The sequence below is a fragment of the Arthrobacter sp. NPDC057259 genome (assembly GCF_042668995.1).
Lineage (GTDB): Bacteria > Actinomycetota > Actinomycetes > Actinomycetales > Micrococcaceae > Arthrobacter.
This window is the reverse complement of record NZ_JBHUYA010000009.1, coordinates 159,463-175,198: the sequence shown is the minus strand read 5'-3', so window position 1 is coordinate 175,198 and position 15,736 is coordinate 159,463. Positions and strand designations below refer to the sequence as shown.

Sequence of the window (15,736 nt, the reverse complement as noted above, 5' to 3'; positions counted from 1 at the left end):
GACCGGCAAAGCGTTCCGATAGGCAGTCCCCGGAAACGCCAAGCAGGCACAACAAAGCCCGGCGGGACGGGCCCCTTGGAAATTATCCAGGGTCCGGTCCGGCCGGGCTTTGCGTTTAGCCGAAGTTCGCGACGTAGCTTGGCTTGCCCACCTCGGCGGTGGTCACCGGGGCGCCGGTGTCGTTGACCACGTGGTCCAGCGTTCCCGCGCCCAGGTTCACGGTCAGCAGCCCGTGCAGCTTCACGCCCGGGGTGACCGGGACTTCGAAGCCGCGGGTCGCGTGGATCGAGGGATCCACGTTGGTGTAGACGTAGCTGCCGCCGCCCCAGAGTTCGTGGGACCGGACCGAATCGGCCACCTTGTACCCGGCCCAGCCGAGGACGCCGTCGTGCTGCCAGGCGGCCTGATTCGGAGCGTCGTAGGGCAGCTCGTTCTGGAAGAAGACCGTCCGTCCGCGCTCACCGTTCCAGGTCACGTTGTACTTCTGATAATGCTCCACGAACAGGCCGGTGGCGGTGACGTCGTCGCCGTTGATGGTGACGCCGTTGTCCGCCGTGTTGGTGTCCCAGCCCACGCCGTTGCCGTGGTCCGCACGCCAGGCCCAGATGTGGTCGAGGAGCACGCCGTCGCTGTTGACCTCGAGGCTGACGGAGGCCTTGCCCACGTGCGGACCGCCGATGCGGAAGAACACGTCGTGCAGGGCGGTGGGGTTGGCCGGGTCGCCGTGTTTGCCGGAGGCGTCAGTGTGGGAGGCGTTGCCCTTGGCCTTGCCCAGCCGCATCAGCGCCGGGGAGTTCACGGTGCCGGCGTCGATGGTGAGCCCGGCGACCTGGACGCCGGAGACGTCGGCGACCTCCATTGGAACGGCGCCGCCGACGGCGGTCAGGGTGGTCATGCCAAGCCCGAGGACCACGGTGTCCGCACGCTTGACCTCGACGGTGCGGTCGATGTTGTACACGCCCGGGGTTAAGAGCAGGTTCTTGCCGCGGGCCAGCTGGACGTTGATGTCCTTGGCCGAATCGGCGGGCGTGGCCACGTAGAAGTCGGAGAGCGGCACGCTGCGTCCCGCCGTCGGGCCGTTCTCCCAGGTGGTGCCGGAAGAATTCTGCCGCGCGGAGGGAACGAACACGCTGTAGCTGCCGGCGCCGTCGATGGTCAGGTACGGCTTTTCGCGGCTGACCGGGGTGCTGGCCAGCGTGGTGTACGGCGGGTCCGGGAAGGACTGCGCGGGTGCGCCGTTGACGCCGGAGAAGACCTGGTTCCAGACGGCGTTGGACCAGCCGCCGAGGGTGCTGTCACGGACGTAGTACTGCTGCTGGGAGCCGTTGATCACGAACCCGGTCTTGGAGTCGGCGATGAAGCCGCCGCTGGCGTACTGCGGGCCGGCGGTGCAGTAATCCATCAGGGTGAGGTTCCCGCCGGTGACGTTGACCCGCCGCATCGGCGAGGCCTGCGAGGCGGCCCAGAAGTTGGCCGAGGCGCGGCAGCCGTCCAGGCCGGTGACGTTGATGGTGAGGTTGGAGACCGACCGCCAGAAGTTGTTCAGGGCGATGCAGTTGTCCGCGGTCAGGCAGCGGTTGTAGGTGTCCACGTGGCCGTTGATGGTCACGTCGGTGGGGGAGTTGCCCAGGCCCGCCACCTCGGTGGAGTAGCCCACCTGGATGATCAGCGGTGTCTGCGCGGTGCCGTAGGTGCCGGGCTTGAAGAGCAGCGAGTAGCGGTTGGTGCCCATCTCGTCGTCGACCTGCTGGGCGGCGATGGCGTCGACGGTGGCCTGGATCTGCGCCACCGGCATGCTCGGATCGAAGACCCGGACGTTGGGGCCGAACGCGGACGCGGCGCCGGGTGCCGGCTTGCCCACCGCGGCGGGCTGCGCAGGAGCGGACTGCGCAGGAGCGGGCTGCCCAGGAGGGGTGGCGGGGGCTGCCGGGACGACGACGGCGGCTGGCGCGGGGCCGGTCCCGGCGGGTATGGCGGCGGTGGCCGCGGTGCTGCCGGCCAGGGCAGCGGCGAGGGCGACGACGCCTCCGACGATCAGCCGGCCTGCGCCGTGCGGGGAGGTGCGGAGGCCCGGCGGGGACGCCGGGCGGGACGGGAAGTGGGCTAGCGGCATTGCTCGGCCTGCTCTCTGTGGGGGTGGCGGGGCTCCGTGCGGAAGGTTGTGGGAGCGCTCCCAACCGGGGAAGCGTAACACCGGGCCCACGACCGGACAAGGGCTCCTCACCGTCGGGGGATCCCGTATTCTCAAGGTGATGAGCGCACAGACCCACCACGGATCCCGGCCGGGAGCGGCCCGTCCCACTCCCACGCTTGAAGACCTGGCGACGGCAGCGGGCGTGTCCCGTTCCACCGCCTCCCGGGCCATCAACGGCGGATCCAGGGTCAGCCCGGAGGCCAAGGCCGCCGTGGACGCCGCCGTGATCTCCCTGGGTTACACCCCGAACCGGGCGGCCCGCAGCCTGGTCACGCGCCGGACGTCCTCAATCGCGCTCGTCATCAACGAACCCGATGCCAGGGTCATGATGGACCCGTTCTTCGCCGCCGTCATCACCGGGGTGACCGAGGTGCTGCGGGAGACGGACATGCAGCTGGTCCTGCTGATGTCCCGGGCCAGCGGGGACCCGTCCCGGACGGTCCGCTACCTCCGCGGTGGCCACGTCGACGGCGCCATCGTCGTCTCGCACCACAAGACGGACGGCTGGACGGAGGAACTGGCGGCCTCCGGGCTGCCCACCGTCTTCATCGGCCGTCCCTGGGACACCGGCCTGGGCATCCACTACGTGGACGTGGACAGCTTCGAGGGTGCCCGGCAGGCTGCGCTGCACCTGGCCGCCACCGGGCGCCGCCGGCTGGCCACCATCACCGGTCCGCTGGACATGACCGCCGCGGCGGACCGGCTCGAGGGCTGGCGGGCGGGCCTCAAGGATGCCGGGCTACCGGCCGGGCCCGAGGAGCCGGGGGACTTCACGGCGGCCGGCGGCACCGAGGCCGCCGCCCGGCTGCTGGCCCGCGACGGCGGCATCGACGGTATTTTCGCCGCGTCCGACCTGATGGCCCGGGGTGCCATCACGGCCCTGCAGGCGGCCGGCCGCACGGTGCCCGGCGACGTCGCCGTCGTCGGCTTTGACGACCACCTGTCCGGACCGGGGGAGCTGCCCCTGACCACGGTCAACCAGCCCACCGTGGACATGGCCGCGCAGGCCGGGCGCCTGCTACTGGCCGATATCGAGAACCCCGGGGCCGGCCGGGAGCCGCTGATCTTCCCGGCACGCCTGGTGATCCGGGCCAGCACGGAGCCGGCCGCCGGCTAGGCGGTACCCCGAAAGGCGCGCCGGGTTCAGCCCTGGCGGGCCAGCACCGGACCGGGCTCAGCCCTTCCGGTCCAGCAGCAGGTTGGTGATCCGCAGCGTGCACAGCCGCTCGCCGGCGGCGTTGCTGATGACCACTTCGTGGGTGGTGACTGTGCCGCCCAGGTGGATCGGCGTCGCAGTGATGGTGACCAGGCCCTCCCGGGCGGACTTGTGGTGGGTGGCGGAGACGTCGACGCCGACCGCCGTCTTGCCCAGCGTGCTGGCGTGCTTAACCGCGGCCCAGGAACCGACGGCCTCGCCCACGGCCAGCGAGGCGCCGCCGTGCAGGAGCCCGAACGACTGACGGTTGCCCTCCACGGGCATGGTGGCCACCACGCGCTGAACCGATTCCTCGACGATCTTCACACCCATCTTCTCGTCGAGCTCGCCGAGGGTGATCTTCCAAGGCTCGTTGGCGCCGGGCTGGGTAGTCATCGGGTCTCCTCGGGGTCGGGACGGGGTGGGGCGGAACCGGAACGGGACCGGGGCGGGGCCGCAATGGTCCGCGGTACTAGTGTGCCGCAGGCCTCAGTCATGTACTGTGGTCATATTACCGAACGGCCGGTCAGTAATGTTCCGGACGTGCTGCTCTTGCCCCGCGTTGGAAGGACCCGTCAACGATGACCACCACTGCAACAGCCCCCGCATCCGCCGTGGATACCGCCGAAATCGTCCCCAGCTTCGTGCGGGGTTCTTGGTGGACGCCGGACGCAGCGGCCGCCGCCTCCGCCTCCCCGGTCCTGGACGCCAGCACGGGGGAGCTGCTCGCCAGGGTCAGCACCGAGGGCCTGGACCTCGCCGCCGTCGTCGACTACGGCCGCACCACCGGGCAGGAAGCATTGGGCCAGCTGACGTTCCACCAGCGCGCCCTCAAGCTCAAGGAACTCGCCCAGTACCTCAACGGCCGCCGGGACGAGTTCTACGCCCTCTCCGCCCAGACCGGCGCCACCAAGGTCGACTCCATGATCGACATCGACGGCGGCATCGGCGTGCTCTTCACCTTCGGTTCCAAGGGCCGCCGCGAACTGCCTAACTCCCAGGTGGTGGTCGACGGGCCGATGGAGATCCTGTCCAGGGACGGCTCCTTCGCCGGCGAACACATCTACACGCGGATTCCCGGCGTCGCGGTCCAGATCAACGCCTTCAACTTCCCGGTCTGGGGCATGCTGGAGAAGCTCGCCCCGGCCTTCATCGCCGGCGTCCCCACCATCGTCAAGCCCGCGACCCCCACCGGCTACGTCGCCGCGGCTGTGGTGAAGGCGATCGACGAGTCCGGCATCCTGCCCGAGGGCTCCCTGCAGCTGGTGTCCGGCTCCGTCCGCACCCTGCTGGACCACCTCGACTACCGCGACCTGGTCGCCTTTACCGGCTCGGCGTCCACCGCGAACACGCTGAAGTCCCACCCCAACGTGGTCAAGGGCGGCGTCCGCTTCACCTCCGAGACGGACTCGCTCAACGCCGCCATCCTCGGTCCGGACGCCGTCAAGGGCACGCCCGAATTCGACGCCTTCGTCAAGTCTCTCGTCACCGAAATGACCGCAAAGGCCGGCCAGAAGTGCACCTCGATCCGCCGCGCCATTGTGCCGCAGGAGCTCGTCGCGGACGTTGCCGCCGCCGTGGGGGAGCGCATCACCGAACGCGTCGTGCTCGGAGACCCGCGCGCCGAGGGGGTCACCATGGGTGCCCTCGCCTCCCTCGAGCAGCTCGCCGACGTGCGCGCCGCTGTCCAGTCCATGCTCGACGCCGGCGGCGAGCTCGCCTACGGCTCCCTCGACGCCCCAAAGGTCACCAGCGCGGACGGGAGCGTCGGCGTCGTCGACGGCGGAGCTTTCATGTCGCCGGTGCTGCTGCGCTGGGCCGACCCCGAAGCCGAGGAGATCCACTCGCTGGAGGCCTTCGGCCCGGTGTCGTCCGTAATCGGCTACAGCGACATCGCCGACGCCGTCCGCCTCGCCGCCCGCGGCGGCGGCTCCCTGGTCGCCTCGGTCTGCACCAACGACCCCGACGTGGCCCGCGAACTGGTCACCGGCATCGCCGCCCACCACGGCCGCGTGCTGATGCTCAACCGCGAGGACGCCCGCAGCTCCACCGGCCACGGCTCCCCGGTCCCGCACCTGGTCCACGGCGGCCCCGGCCGTGCCGGCGGCGGCGAGGAACTCGGCGGCATCCGCTCGGTCATGCACCACATGCAGCGCACCGCCATCCAGGGCTCACCCAACATGCTCACCGCCGTCACCGGCGTCTGGCACACCGGCGCGGACCGGAACTTCACCGTCGAGACCGAGGGGCTGCACCCGTTCCGCAAGCCGCTGGCCACCCTGCGCATCGGCGACGCCGTCCGCTCCGGGCTGCGCGAGGTGACGCTGGAGGACATCACCGCGTTCGCCAACTCCACCGGCGACACCTTCTACGCCCACACCAACCAGGAAGCGGCGGAAGCCAACCCGTTCTTCCCCGGCATCGTGGCGCACGGCTACCTGCTGCTCTCCTGGGGTGCCGGACTGTTCGTGGAACCCGCCCCGGGCCCGGTGCTGGCCAACTACGGCCTGGAGAACCTGCGCTTCATCACGCCGGTAGCCGCCGGGGATTCCATCCGGGTCACCCTCACGGCCAAGAAGATCACCCCGCGCGAGACCGACGAATATGGCGAGGTGGCCTGGGACGCCGTCCTGACCAACCAGAACGACGAGATCGTGGCCACCTACGACGTCCTCACCCTGGTCGAGAAGTAGCCCCACCCCTGTTGGCGCTCCCTCAGATGTGGCGCCTTCTTGCCCGACGCTCCCTCAGGTCCGGCGCCTTCTTGCCCGACGCTCCCTCAGGTCCGGCGCCTCGTAACCTAACCCTCCCTCACGTCGGGCGCGTCATAACCCAACCCTCCCTCAGGTCCGGCGCCTCGTAACCCAACCCTTCCTCAGGATGTGAGGGAGGGTTGGTCGTGGGGCCACCAGACGTGAGGGGGCGTCCTTCGTGGGGCCACCAGACGTGAGGGGGCGTCCTTCGTGGGGCCGCCAGATGTGAGGGAGGGTGGGGGCGAAGTGCCCGTTCATCCAGCCGCGCTCCGGCGTAACATCGTGCCCGTAGGAGGTGGCATCATGTCCCTGGTACTCAACACAGCCACAACCATCCTGCCCGTCGATGATGCGGCGCGTGCCCGGCACTTCTATGCGGACACCCTGGGACTCCCGCACCGCGGCGTGGCAGCGGACGGCAGCGAAATCTTCGGTTCGGACGGGGGCCCGCTGCTCCAGCTCATGCCGGTCACGGACGGAAAGCACTCCGAGCACACCGCTCTCAGCTTTGAGGTCAGCGGCATCGAACGCACGGTTCAGGACATGGAGGCCCGGGGCGTCACGTTCCAGGATTATGACCTTCCCGGACTCAAGACCGAGAACCACATCTGCACCACGGACTCAGAGAAGTGCGCCTGGTTCATGGACACCGAGCACAACGTTCTCTGCATCCACGAGAACCTGCCCGGCCCGGCCGACTACCAGCTCTAAACGGGCCGACGGCGGTGCGGGCACACGCTGGCGGGACTGCGGGACCGGCCCCGGGACGGACGCCGCCGAACGCCCGAAGCGGGACGAGGACCTGGTGGCCCACCACCCGGACCGGGAGGGTGGCCCTCGCCATCGACGTCGTAATGCTCGGATTCCCGCTATGGCTGGTCCCGTCCTGGTATCTGGTGACGTACCTCGCCGGCGCCGGGACCCTCTTCGAATCGCCCCGGGCGGTGTTTGCCAACAGCGTGTTCCAGGCCGCCGTCGTGGCCGTCGCCGTGCTCGCCAACCTTGCGGCGCTGGTCCTGGCCAGGGACCGCTCCGTGGTGCTGGTGATGGCGGTGATCCCGCTGTCCGGGGTACTGGCCTACATGGGCTGGGTCGCGGCCGTCCGCGGGTTCCCGGGAATCATCCCCGGCTAGGAGGTCCTCGCGGAGGAAGGGCTAGTCCGGGACGTGGAGGCCGTGGAACGCCATGGTGATGACGTCGTCGGCGAGCTTCTCGGGGGAGAGGGAGCCGCCGGGCTTGTACCACTCGACGATCGAGTTGATGGTGCCGAAGAGCAGGCGGGTGACGGTCCGCGGGTCGATGTCCTGGCGGAGCGAGCCCTCGTCGCGGGCGGCGGAAATCAGTGCGGCGACTTTGCGGTCGAAGGTGCGGCGGCGGGCCAGGGCGTCCCGTTCAATCTCGGTGTTGCCGCGCAGCCGCAGCAGGAGGGTGACGAACGGCAGCCGTTCCACCAGCACCGAGATGGTCTCGCGAAGCACGAACTCCAGCCGGGCGTCCGCGGAACCGGTCTGCGCCTCGGGCCGGTCAAGGATGGCCTCGAGGCCGCCCAGGGCGTGGTCGAGCGCAAGCTTCAGCAGGTCGCCCTTGGAAGGGACGTGGTGGTAGATCGCGGACTTGGAGATGCCCAGGTTCTCGGCGAGGATGCCCATCGACGTGGCGTCGTAGCCGTGACGGTTGAAGACGTCGACGGCGATCATCAGCACGGACTGCTGGTCGTAGCCGGGCCGGCCGCGCTTGGTGGATGCTGTTGTGGGCATACTCGCTAGTTTCTCATGACGGGCCGGAGTGGTTCGGGCGGTTCTCAGCCCTTGGGGCGCATGTCGTAGATCCGGCGCAGTTTGCCGTTGGAGCGCTCCAGGGAGCCGGGCTCGACGACGTCGACGGCGCAGGAGGACCCGACGTGGATCTTGATCTGCTGCTGCAGAACCTTCGCCGCCGTCGCGCTGCTCTCCACCGAGACGGCGTCGCGCCGTTCGATCTTGACCGTGAGCTGGTCCATCCGCTGGCCCTCGGGACGGGTCAGTTCCAGCTGAAAGTGCGGGCTGAGCTCCGGGATCCGCAGCGCGATTTCTTCGATCTGGGAGGGGAAGAGGTTCACGCCGCGCAGGATGATCATGTCGTCGCTGCGGCCCGTGATCCGGCCCATGCGGCGGTGCGCCGGACGCGCCGTGCCGGGCAGCAGCCGGGTGAGGTCCTTGGTGCGGTAGCGGATGATCGGCAGGGCCTGCTTGGTCAGCGAGGTGAACACCAGTTCGCCGTGCTGGCCGTCGCCCAGCACGGACTCGACGCCAACGGCAGGGTTGAACGGGTCGATGATTTCGGGCCGGAAGTGGTCCTCCCAGATGTGGCTGCCGTCCTGGGTCTCGACGGCCTCGCCGGCGACGCCGGGGCCCATGACCTCGGAGAGGCCGTAGATGTCGCAGGCCTTGAGGTTCATGGTGACCTCGAGTTCGTGCCGCATTTCCTCGGTCCACGGCTCGGCCCCGAGCACCGCGTACTTCAGCGAGGTGGAGGCCGGGTCGATGCCCTGCTTCATCATGGCGTCGGCGATGGTCAGGAGGTAGGTGGGCGTGGCCAGGATGGCGTCCGGCTCGAAGTCCTGGATGAGCTGGATCTGGCGTTCGGTCTGGCCGCCGGAGATCGGGATGACCGTGCAGCCGAGGGCCTCGGCGCCGGCGTGGGCGCCCATGCCGCCGGTGAACAGGCCGTAGCCGTACGCGTTGTGGACCTTCATGCCCGGACGGACGCCGGAGGCGCGGAGCGAGCGGGCCACGAGCTTGGCCCAGTCGGCGAGGTCCTGCTTGGTGTAGCCGACCACCGTGGCACGGCCGGTGGTGCCGGAGCTGGCGTGGATCCGTGCCACCTCGTTTTGCGGCACCGCGAACATGCCGAACGGGTACTCCAGGCGGAGGTCTTCCTTCGTGGTGAACGGGAACTTGCCCAGGTCCGAAAGCTCGCGCAGGTCGGTGGGGTGCACCCCGGCCTCGTCGAACTTCCGCTTGTACAGCGGGACGCGGTCATAGGCGTAGGCAACGGTGTGCTGGAGCCGGGAGAGCTGAAGGGCCTCGAGCTCGTCGCGGGAGATGGTTTCTTCGCGGTCCAGGACGGCGTCGCTGGTGGCGAGGGCGGATTCAGCGGTGGGGGTGGTCATCTGCGTCCTACGTTTCTATTTCTTGGAGATGGTGCGGCTGCGGCCGCGGAACTCGGCGATGAGTTCTCCCGCGCCGGCGGGGATGGTGGTGGATTCAGCGGTGAGGTCGACGGCGTCGGGGTCGGCGGCGTAGATCTGCACGTCGTAGATGCCGCTGCGGCCGGTGCTGGCGCGGCGGTTGGCGACGGCGGTGAGGACCTGGCCGCGGTAGGCGGACTTGATGAAGTTGATGTCGACGCCGGAGGCCACCGTCATGGTCCCCTCGTCATGCGGCCCGGGTTCGGCGGGGTTGCAGGCGAGGGCGAAGGCGGTGTCCCCGAAGGCGAAGATCATTCCGCCGTGGGCCATCCCGAATCCGTTGAGCATTTCCTGGCGCAGCGGCATCCGCAGTGTGGCGTGGCCGTCGGCGAGTTCGAGGACTTCGACGCCCATCCACTCGGAGGCATAGTCGTTGTTCAGGAGCGGGTGGGTCTTCCCCGGAATTGTCAGTTCAGCCATGCGTCGTTGCCTCCAGCTTTATTTACCGAATGTTCATTAGGTAATCCCATCGCGGGCCCCGCTGTCAAGGGGTGTAAGTATGCTGGGACACATGGCCAAGGGAATCTACGTCAGCGCAACCACGCCGGGATCCGGCAAGTCCCTCGTCGCCCTGGGCCTCGCGGACACGCTGCACCGGCACGCGGACCGCATCGGCTTCTTCAAACCCGTCGTCCACGGCCACGCCGACGTCGACCCCATGGTTTCGCTGATGAAGGCCCGCTTCGACCTCGACGACGCCCGGTGCCGGAGCGGGCTGACCTTCGAGGAGGTCCGCAGCCTCCTCGCCGAGGGCAAGCGCGAGGAAATCGACTCCCGCTGCGTCGAGATCTTCGCCGAGATGGGCCGCCACTGCGACGTGATCATCATCGAGGGCACGGACCTCACCGGCCAGGACGCCGCCGTCGAATTCGACCTCAACGCCCGGCTCGCCAACAACCTCTCGGCACCCGTCGTCGCCGTCGTGGGCGCCAAGGGCCGCACCGTGGCGGAGACCGCCGACGCCGTCGAGGTGGCCCGCAAGGAGCTCATTGCCGAGCGCTGCACGCTGCTGGCGATCATGGTCAATCGCGCCGAGCCGGAGGACCTGGAGGGGATCGCGGCCGCGGTCCGGCCCGGTGCCTCCGGCCGCCCGGTCTACGTCTTCCCGGAGCTGGAGGACATCGCCCGTCCCACCACCGGCGAGGTGGCGTCCGCCCTTGGCCTCGGCCAGGTGGCGGGCCTGCCTGACCTGGAGCGGGACGTGCACTCGGTGAAGGTGGCGGCCATGAACGTGGCGAACTTCCTGCACGTACTCGACGACGGCGCCCTGGTAATCGTCCCGGGCGACCGCGCCGACGTGCTGGTCGCCTGCCTGGCCTCATCGTTCTCGCCCGAGTTCCCGGTCCCGTCCGCGCTCATCCTTACCGGCGGGCTGGCCCCCGACCCCACCATCTACTCGCTGCTGGCCCAGGCGCCGTTCCCGATCTTCGCCGCCCCGGACGACACCTACGTCACCGCCAAGCGTGTCTCCGAGGTCCGCAGCGAGATCTGGTCCGGGCACCGCCGCAAGGTGGCCTCCGCGCTGGGCCTGTGGTCCAAGCAGGTGGACGAAGCCGAGCTGCTGGAGCGGCTGCACCTGCCCCGGCCGGAGCGGATGACGCCGCTGCGGTTCCTGCACGACCTGATCGAAAGGGCCCGCTCGCAGCGCCGCCACATCGTGCTGCCCGAGGGCAAGGACGTGCGGATCCTGCGGGCCGCGGAGATCCTGCACCGCCGCGACGTCTGCGACCTGACAGTGCTGGGCCGCGAGGCCGAGGTCCGCGAGCTCGCCGCCACCCAGGGCATCGACCTGGCCGGGATCAATATCGTGGACCCGGTCACCTCCGAGCTGCGCCAGGGCTTCGCGGAGAAGTACGCGGAGCTGCGCGCGCACAAGGGCGTGGACCTGGCGAAGGCGCTGGAGGTGATGGAGGACGAGAGCTACTTCGGCACCATGATGGTCCAGCTCGGCGTGGTGGACGGCATGGTCTCCGGCGCCGCGCACACCACGGCGCACACCATCCGGCCGGCCCTGGAGTTCGTGAAGACCCGCGAGGGCGTGAAGATCGTCTCCTCGGTGTTCCTGATGCTGATGCCGGACCGGGTGCTGGTCTACGGCGACTGCGCGGTCAACCCGGAGCCGAATGTCGAACAGCTCGCCGACATTGCCCTCGCCTCGGCCGAGACCGCCGCGCAGTTCGGCGTCGAACCGCGGGTGGCGATGCTGTCCTACTCCACCGGCGGCTCCGGTTCCGGGGAGGCCGTGGAGGCCGTCCGCAAGGCCACCGAGCTGGTCCGCGCCCGCCGTCCGGACCTGGCCGTCGAGGGGCCCATCCAGTACGACGCCGCCGTCGACGCCTCGATCGCGGCCTCGAAGATGCCGGGCTCCACCGTGGCCGGACAGGCGACGGTGTTCATCTTCCCGGACCTGAACACCGGCAACAACACCTACAAGGCGGTGCAGCAGTCCTCCGGGGCGGTCGCCGTCGGGCCGGTCCTGCAGGGCCTGCGCAAGCCGGTCAACGACCTCTCGCGCGGCTGCACCGTGGACGACATCCTGAACACCGTCGCGATCACCGCCATCCAGGCCCAGTCCGTGCCGGCAGCCGCATCACACGAAGTGCCCCAGCCCGTTCCGTCCGTCGACGCCCAGGCCTAGGAGGCCCCCGTGCTCGTGCTCGTCATCAACTCCGGTTCGTCCTCGCTGAAGTACCAGGTCCGTGACGTGGCGGCCGGCAGCGTCCTGGCCGAGGGGCTGGTGGAACGGATCGGCATGGGCAACGGCGGCGGCGGAGACGGCGCCGTCGAGGGCCCCCGCGACCACGCCGAGGCGCTGGAACTGGTCGACGGCGCCATCCACGAGACGCTGGGGGACCGGGCCCTGGACGCCGTGGGCCACCGCGTGGTGCACGGCGGCGAGCGGTTCGCGGAGCCGGAGCTGATCAACAACGAGATCACCCGCGCCATCGAGCGGCTCAACCCGCTGGCGCCGCTGCACAACCCGGCCAACGTCCTGGGCATCCGGGCCATCGCGAAGAAGTGGCCGGACCTGCCGCAGGTGGCCGTGTTCGACACCGCCTTCCACCGCACCCTGCCCGAGCACGCCTGGCGCTACGCGGTGCCGGATGAGCTGTACACCAACCACGGCATCCGGCGGTATGGTTTCCACGGCACCTCGTACGAGTACGTCGCGCACCGGGCCGCGGCCCTGCTGGACGTGCCGGTGGAGGAGTTCGACGCCGTGATCGCCCACCTGGGCAACGGCGCCTCCGTCACCGCGATCCACGGCGGGAAATCGATCGACACCTCGATGGGGTTTACGCCCCTCGAAGGACTGGTGATGGGGACCCGCTCCGGCGACCTGGACCCCTCGATCCTGGTCTTCCTCGGCCGCGCCGGCTGGTCAGCCGAGGACATCGATTCCATGCTGAACCGCCAGTCCGGGCTCAAGGGCCTCGCCGGGAACAACGACATGCGCTCCGTGGTCGAGGCCGCCGAGGCCGGCGACGCGAAGGCCGCCATGGCGCTTGCGGTGGCCTCCTACCGGCTGGCCAAGTACATCGGCGGTTACCACGTGGCCGTCGGCGGGGCGAAGGCGTTGGTCTTCACCGCCGGGATCGGGGAGAACTCCCACCAGTTCCGGAACCTCGTGGCCGAACGGCTCGGCGCGCTGGGCATCGAGCTGGACACCGCCCTGAACCGGGAACGCTCGAAGGAACCGCGGGTGATCTCGACGCCGGAGTCCGCCATCCCCGTCCTGGTGGTCCCCACGGACGAGGAGCGCGCCATCGCCGAGGCGACCGCCGCCGTCGTCTCCGCTTCCCGGTAGGTCCGTGGGCGTTTCTCGGCTAGGTTCCGCTGGAACGTTCGCGAAGTGAAGCCGTCGACTTGCCGGAAATGGTCGCTATGGGAGTTCCATAGCGACCATCTCTGGCAATTGGTCCCGTGCTCAGCCCCTTACGGCGACGGTGCGGCTGTGCCTGTAGGGGCGGCCGACGTCGCAACCGGGGCGGGTGCGACGGCGTCGCCGGCAGGCTGGCTGGGCTCGGACGAGACCGTGGCATCCGGGACGGTCGTTTCGGCCGGTCCGGGCGCGGCCGTCGTACCCGGAGCGGGCTGCTCCGTGGCGCCGGTTGTTGGCGTTTGCGGGGCCTCCGGCGAAGGGGTTGCCGGCGCCGTCGCGGTTCCGGTCCCACCCGGAGTGGGGGTACTCGTAGCCGTGGCCCCGCGCGGCTTGGCGCTGGGGTCGGCCTGGACCACGTCCATGATCTGCTTCTTGAAGCCCTCCAGCGTCCCCTGGATCTCCGAGAGCGGCACGTTTTGCAGGTTCCGGCCATAGTCGGCGATCTGCTGCCAGAGCGCGTTCAGTTTGGCCGTGCCATCGGCGCTCAGTGGTCCGTCGAGGGTCAGGACCAGCTGGTTTGCGAGGGCATAGGTGAGGCAGCGGACGCAGTTGTAGTTCGCGGCGGTGGAGAGGTTCTGCGGCACCACGACGTCGGCCTGCCCCACAATCAGGACCACCTGGAATCCCACGGCCACGGCCGCGCAGTCCTTGCAGCTCGCGAACGCGTAGGCCTCGTTGGTGTTCAGGACGTCCGCGCCGTCGTCGGCCCACACCAGAGCGAAGGCGACGTCGTAGACGACAGATCCGTCCGTGGTGTTCACGGCGAGGGCCTGGTTGCCGCCATCGTCGGGGGCGGCCGGCTTATCGAAGGGGAACACCCACGACGGCGCCGCCGCCGGTGCGGTGGCGCCCGCGGCGCCGGGCGACGTCGCAGAAGCCCTGGGGACCAACACCATGCTCAGTTGCGGTTCTTCCCGGGTGGGCTTGCGGGCGCCCTGCGGCCAGAGCGCCACGGTCCGACCCGCCTGGCCCTGCTTCAGGTCGCGCCCGGTGGCGGTGGGGAAGATGGCGGTGGTGGCGTCGGTCAGCGTCCCGCGTTCGTAGGGCTGGACGGGCCGGTAGGTCCCCCCGGCGGGCCACCATGCCCAGGCGAGGCCTGCCACGACGGCGGCGACCGCGGCGAGGGCCACGCCGCGCTGCCAGGCCTTGCCGCGGGTCTTCTGCCACAGCCCGGTGATGAGCTGCCGGCCCAGCCGGATCAGGATGTAGAGGATGCCGGCCACGGGCAGTGCGATGCAGATCAGTGCGAGGACCCGCACGGCGGCATCCGTGGGGTCGCCGGTTGCCAGACTGTGGGCGAGTGCGGCCTGCTGTTTGACACCGTTGTCCCAGGCAGTGCCCACCACGCGGGGAAGCGTGAGGACCATGGTGACCAGGCTGAAGACCAGCAGCGGCACGGTGACGAGGACCCAGAGAGTGACGACGGCGCGGGCCCAGGGCTTGAGCAGCTGCGCCTGCGGGTCGGTTTTGCGCCAGGGAATCAGCGCCAGCAGGGTGGGCTTGATCCGCTGGAAGAGGTCCGGCACACCGGTGGCGTCCGCAAGGATGTGGTAGCCGTCGAAGCGGACCATGGGCATGAGCTGGCGGACCATCTGCAGGATCTGGGTGACCACCACCAGGAGCAGGGCGTCGAAGCCGGTGGCCCACCAGATGCCCATGATGGCCACCGCGACGATGGCGTTGAAGTAGAGGCCGCCGAGGTCGGTGCGGATCCGGCCGGCCCGTCCCAGCCGGTAGGAGTCGGTGACATCCGTGTAGAAGGCCGGCCACATCAGGTAGAGCCCGGTGCCCATGGCTCCGGGTGTCGCGCCGCCGCGGCGGGCAGCGGCCGCGTGGCCGAACTCGTGGAAGCCTGCTGACAGGACCGTGACGACGAAGATCAGCAGCACCAGCCCCGGGTTGGCGAAGGCCTCGTGCGTGGCCGAGGCGAGTCCCTTGACCATGAGGAGCCACCAGCAGATCGCCAGGAAGGCGGCGGTAACCGCTACGACGATCAGCGGGTTGAAAAGGGTGGCGAAGGGTGCCGTGATCTTCCGTGTGCGTTCGGGGTCCGTGACCGAGTAGCGGAACCGCATGCCCAGCAGCGGGTTGGCCTTGCGGACCTCCGGCTGCGAGCCGTCCGCCAGCCGCAACAGCCCCAGCGGCAGCAGTTGTTGATCGATCAGGGTCCGGACGTTGGCGGCGCTGATGGGTTTCCCGGCGGCCGCCCCGGCGTGGGCGGCGATCTCCTCGAGGCCGCGTTGGCCGTCCACGGCCTCGAGGACCAGATACAGGAGACTGGTCAGCTGGATGGTCTGGCCGTCGGCGCGCCGGACCAGGGAAGGGGCCTGCTTGTACCCGGAGCCCTTGGTCTCGCCCAGGAGTTGGACGCCGTCGGCCAGCGCCGGCGGCGGGAGGGTGCCGGCGGTCGGGGCGGCGGCGTCGGGGGCAGGAGCCGGCGGGCCGTCCTGGGTGGACGGCCCGCCCTGCACGCTAGTCATGG

General features: G+C 69.8%; 12 protein-coding genes. 6 read left to right on the top strand and 6 right to left on the bottom strand.

Translation table 11 applies throughout. The annotated features are described in order from the left end of the window. Positions 1-115: 115 nt before the first annotated feature. Positions 116-2,113 (bottom strand): adenylyl cyclase, encoded by a 1,998-nt coding sequence (locus ACFUCU_RS15080; RefSeq protein ID WP_377973291.1) that lies wholly within the window; start codon positions 2,111-2,113, stop codon positions 116-118. 139 nt (positions 2,114-2,252) lie between these two features. Between ACFUCU_RS15080 and ACFUCU_RS15075 the strand changes: the two genes are divergently transcribed. Further along, positions 2,253-3,311, top strand: coding sequence for a LacI family DNA-binding transcriptional regulator (locus ACFUCU_RS15075; protein WP_377973290.1), 1,059 nt, complete (start codon positions 2,253-2,255; stop codon positions 3,309-3,311). 57 nt (positions 3,312-3,368) lie between these two features. Here the strand turns inward: ACFUCU_RS15075 and ACFUCU_RS15070 are convergent, their stop codons facing one another. Next, positions 3,369-3,785, bottom strand: a complete 417-nt coding sequence (locus ACFUCU_RS15070; protein WP_290256092.1) for a PaaI family thioesterase — start codon at positions 3,783-3,785, stop codon at positions 3,369-3,371. A gap of 185 nt (positions 3,786-3,970) precedes the next feature. Between ACFUCU_RS15070 and paaZ the strand changes: the two genes are divergently transcribed. The 3 genes from paaZ (at position 3,971) to ACFUCU_RS15055 (ending at position 7,275) form a co-directional block, all read left to right on the top strand. Then, positions 3,971-6,082: a phenylacetic acid degradation bifunctional protein PaaZ gene (gene paaZ / locus ACFUCU_RS15065; RefSeq protein ID WP_377973289.1), complete on the top strand. Its 2,112-nt coding sequence runs from the start codon at positions 3,971-3,973 to the stop codon at positions 6,080-6,082. Positions 6,083-6,445: 363 nt separating this feature from the next. Then, positions 6,446-6,853 (top strand): VOC family protein, encoded by a 408-nt coding sequence (locus ACFUCU_RS15060; RefSeq protein ID WP_377973288.1) that lies wholly within the window; start codon positions 6,446-6,448, stop codon positions 6,851-6,853. Between the two features lie 119 nt (positions 6,854-6,972). Further along, positions 6,973-7,275, top strand: coding sequence for a hypothetical protein (locus ACFUCU_RS15055; RefSeq protein ID WP_377973287.1), 303 nt, complete (start codon positions 6,973-6,975; stop codon positions 7,273-7,275). A gap of 21 nt (positions 7,276-7,296) precedes the next feature. Here the strand turns inward: ACFUCU_RS15055 and ACFUCU_RS15050 are convergent, their stop codons facing one another. From ACFUCU_RS15050 to ACFUCU_RS15040, 3 genes are read right to left on the bottom strand one after another with little or no spacing between them, the layout of a single operon-like run. Next, complete coding sequence (locus ACFUCU_RS15050; protein WP_364133690.1) at positions 7,297-7,899, bottom strand: TetR/AcrR family transcriptional regulator; 603 nt, start codon at positions 7,897-7,899, stop codon at positions 7,297-7,299. A gap of 44 nt (positions 7,900-7,943) precedes the next feature. Further along, a complete protein-coding gene (paaK, locus tag ACFUCU_RS15045) occupies positions 7,944-9,293 on the bottom strand; it encodes a phenylacetate--CoA ligase PaaK (protein ID WP_290256087.1) in 1,350 nt (449 codons plus the stop codon). Between the two features lie 15 nt (positions 9,294-9,308). Then, positions 9,309-9,791, bottom strand: a complete 483-nt coding sequence (locus ACFUCU_RS15040; RefSeq protein WP_377973286.1) for a hotdog fold thioesterase — start codon at positions 9,789-9,791, stop codon at positions 9,309-9,311. Between the two features lie 91 nt (positions 9,792-9,882). Here ACFUCU_RS15040 and pta point away from each other — a divergent pair, with 91 nt between their 5' ends. Next, positions 9,883-12,009, top strand: coding sequence for a phosphate acetyltransferase (pta, locus tag ACFUCU_RS15035; RefSeq protein ID WP_377973285.1), 2,127 nt, complete (start codon positions 9,883-9,885; stop codon positions 12,007-12,009). Positions 12,010-12,018: 9 nt separating this feature from the next. After that, entirely contained in the window at positions 12,019-13,179 is a 1,161-nt protein-coding gene (locus ACFUCU_RS15030; RefSeq protein WP_377973284.1) for an acetate kinase, read from the top strand. Between the two features lie 128 nt (positions 13,180-13,307). On the opposite strand, the gene ACFUCU_RS15025 is transcribed toward ACFUCU_RS15030, so the two are convergent. Further along, positions 13,308-15,734 carry a hypothetical protein gene (locus ACFUCU_RS15025; protein WP_377973283.1) on the bottom strand — a complete coding sequence of 809 codons (2,427 nt, stop codon included), beginning with the start codon at positions 15,732-15,734 and terminating at the stop codon, positions 13,308-13,310. Positions 15,735-15,736 lie beyond the last annotated feature (2 nt).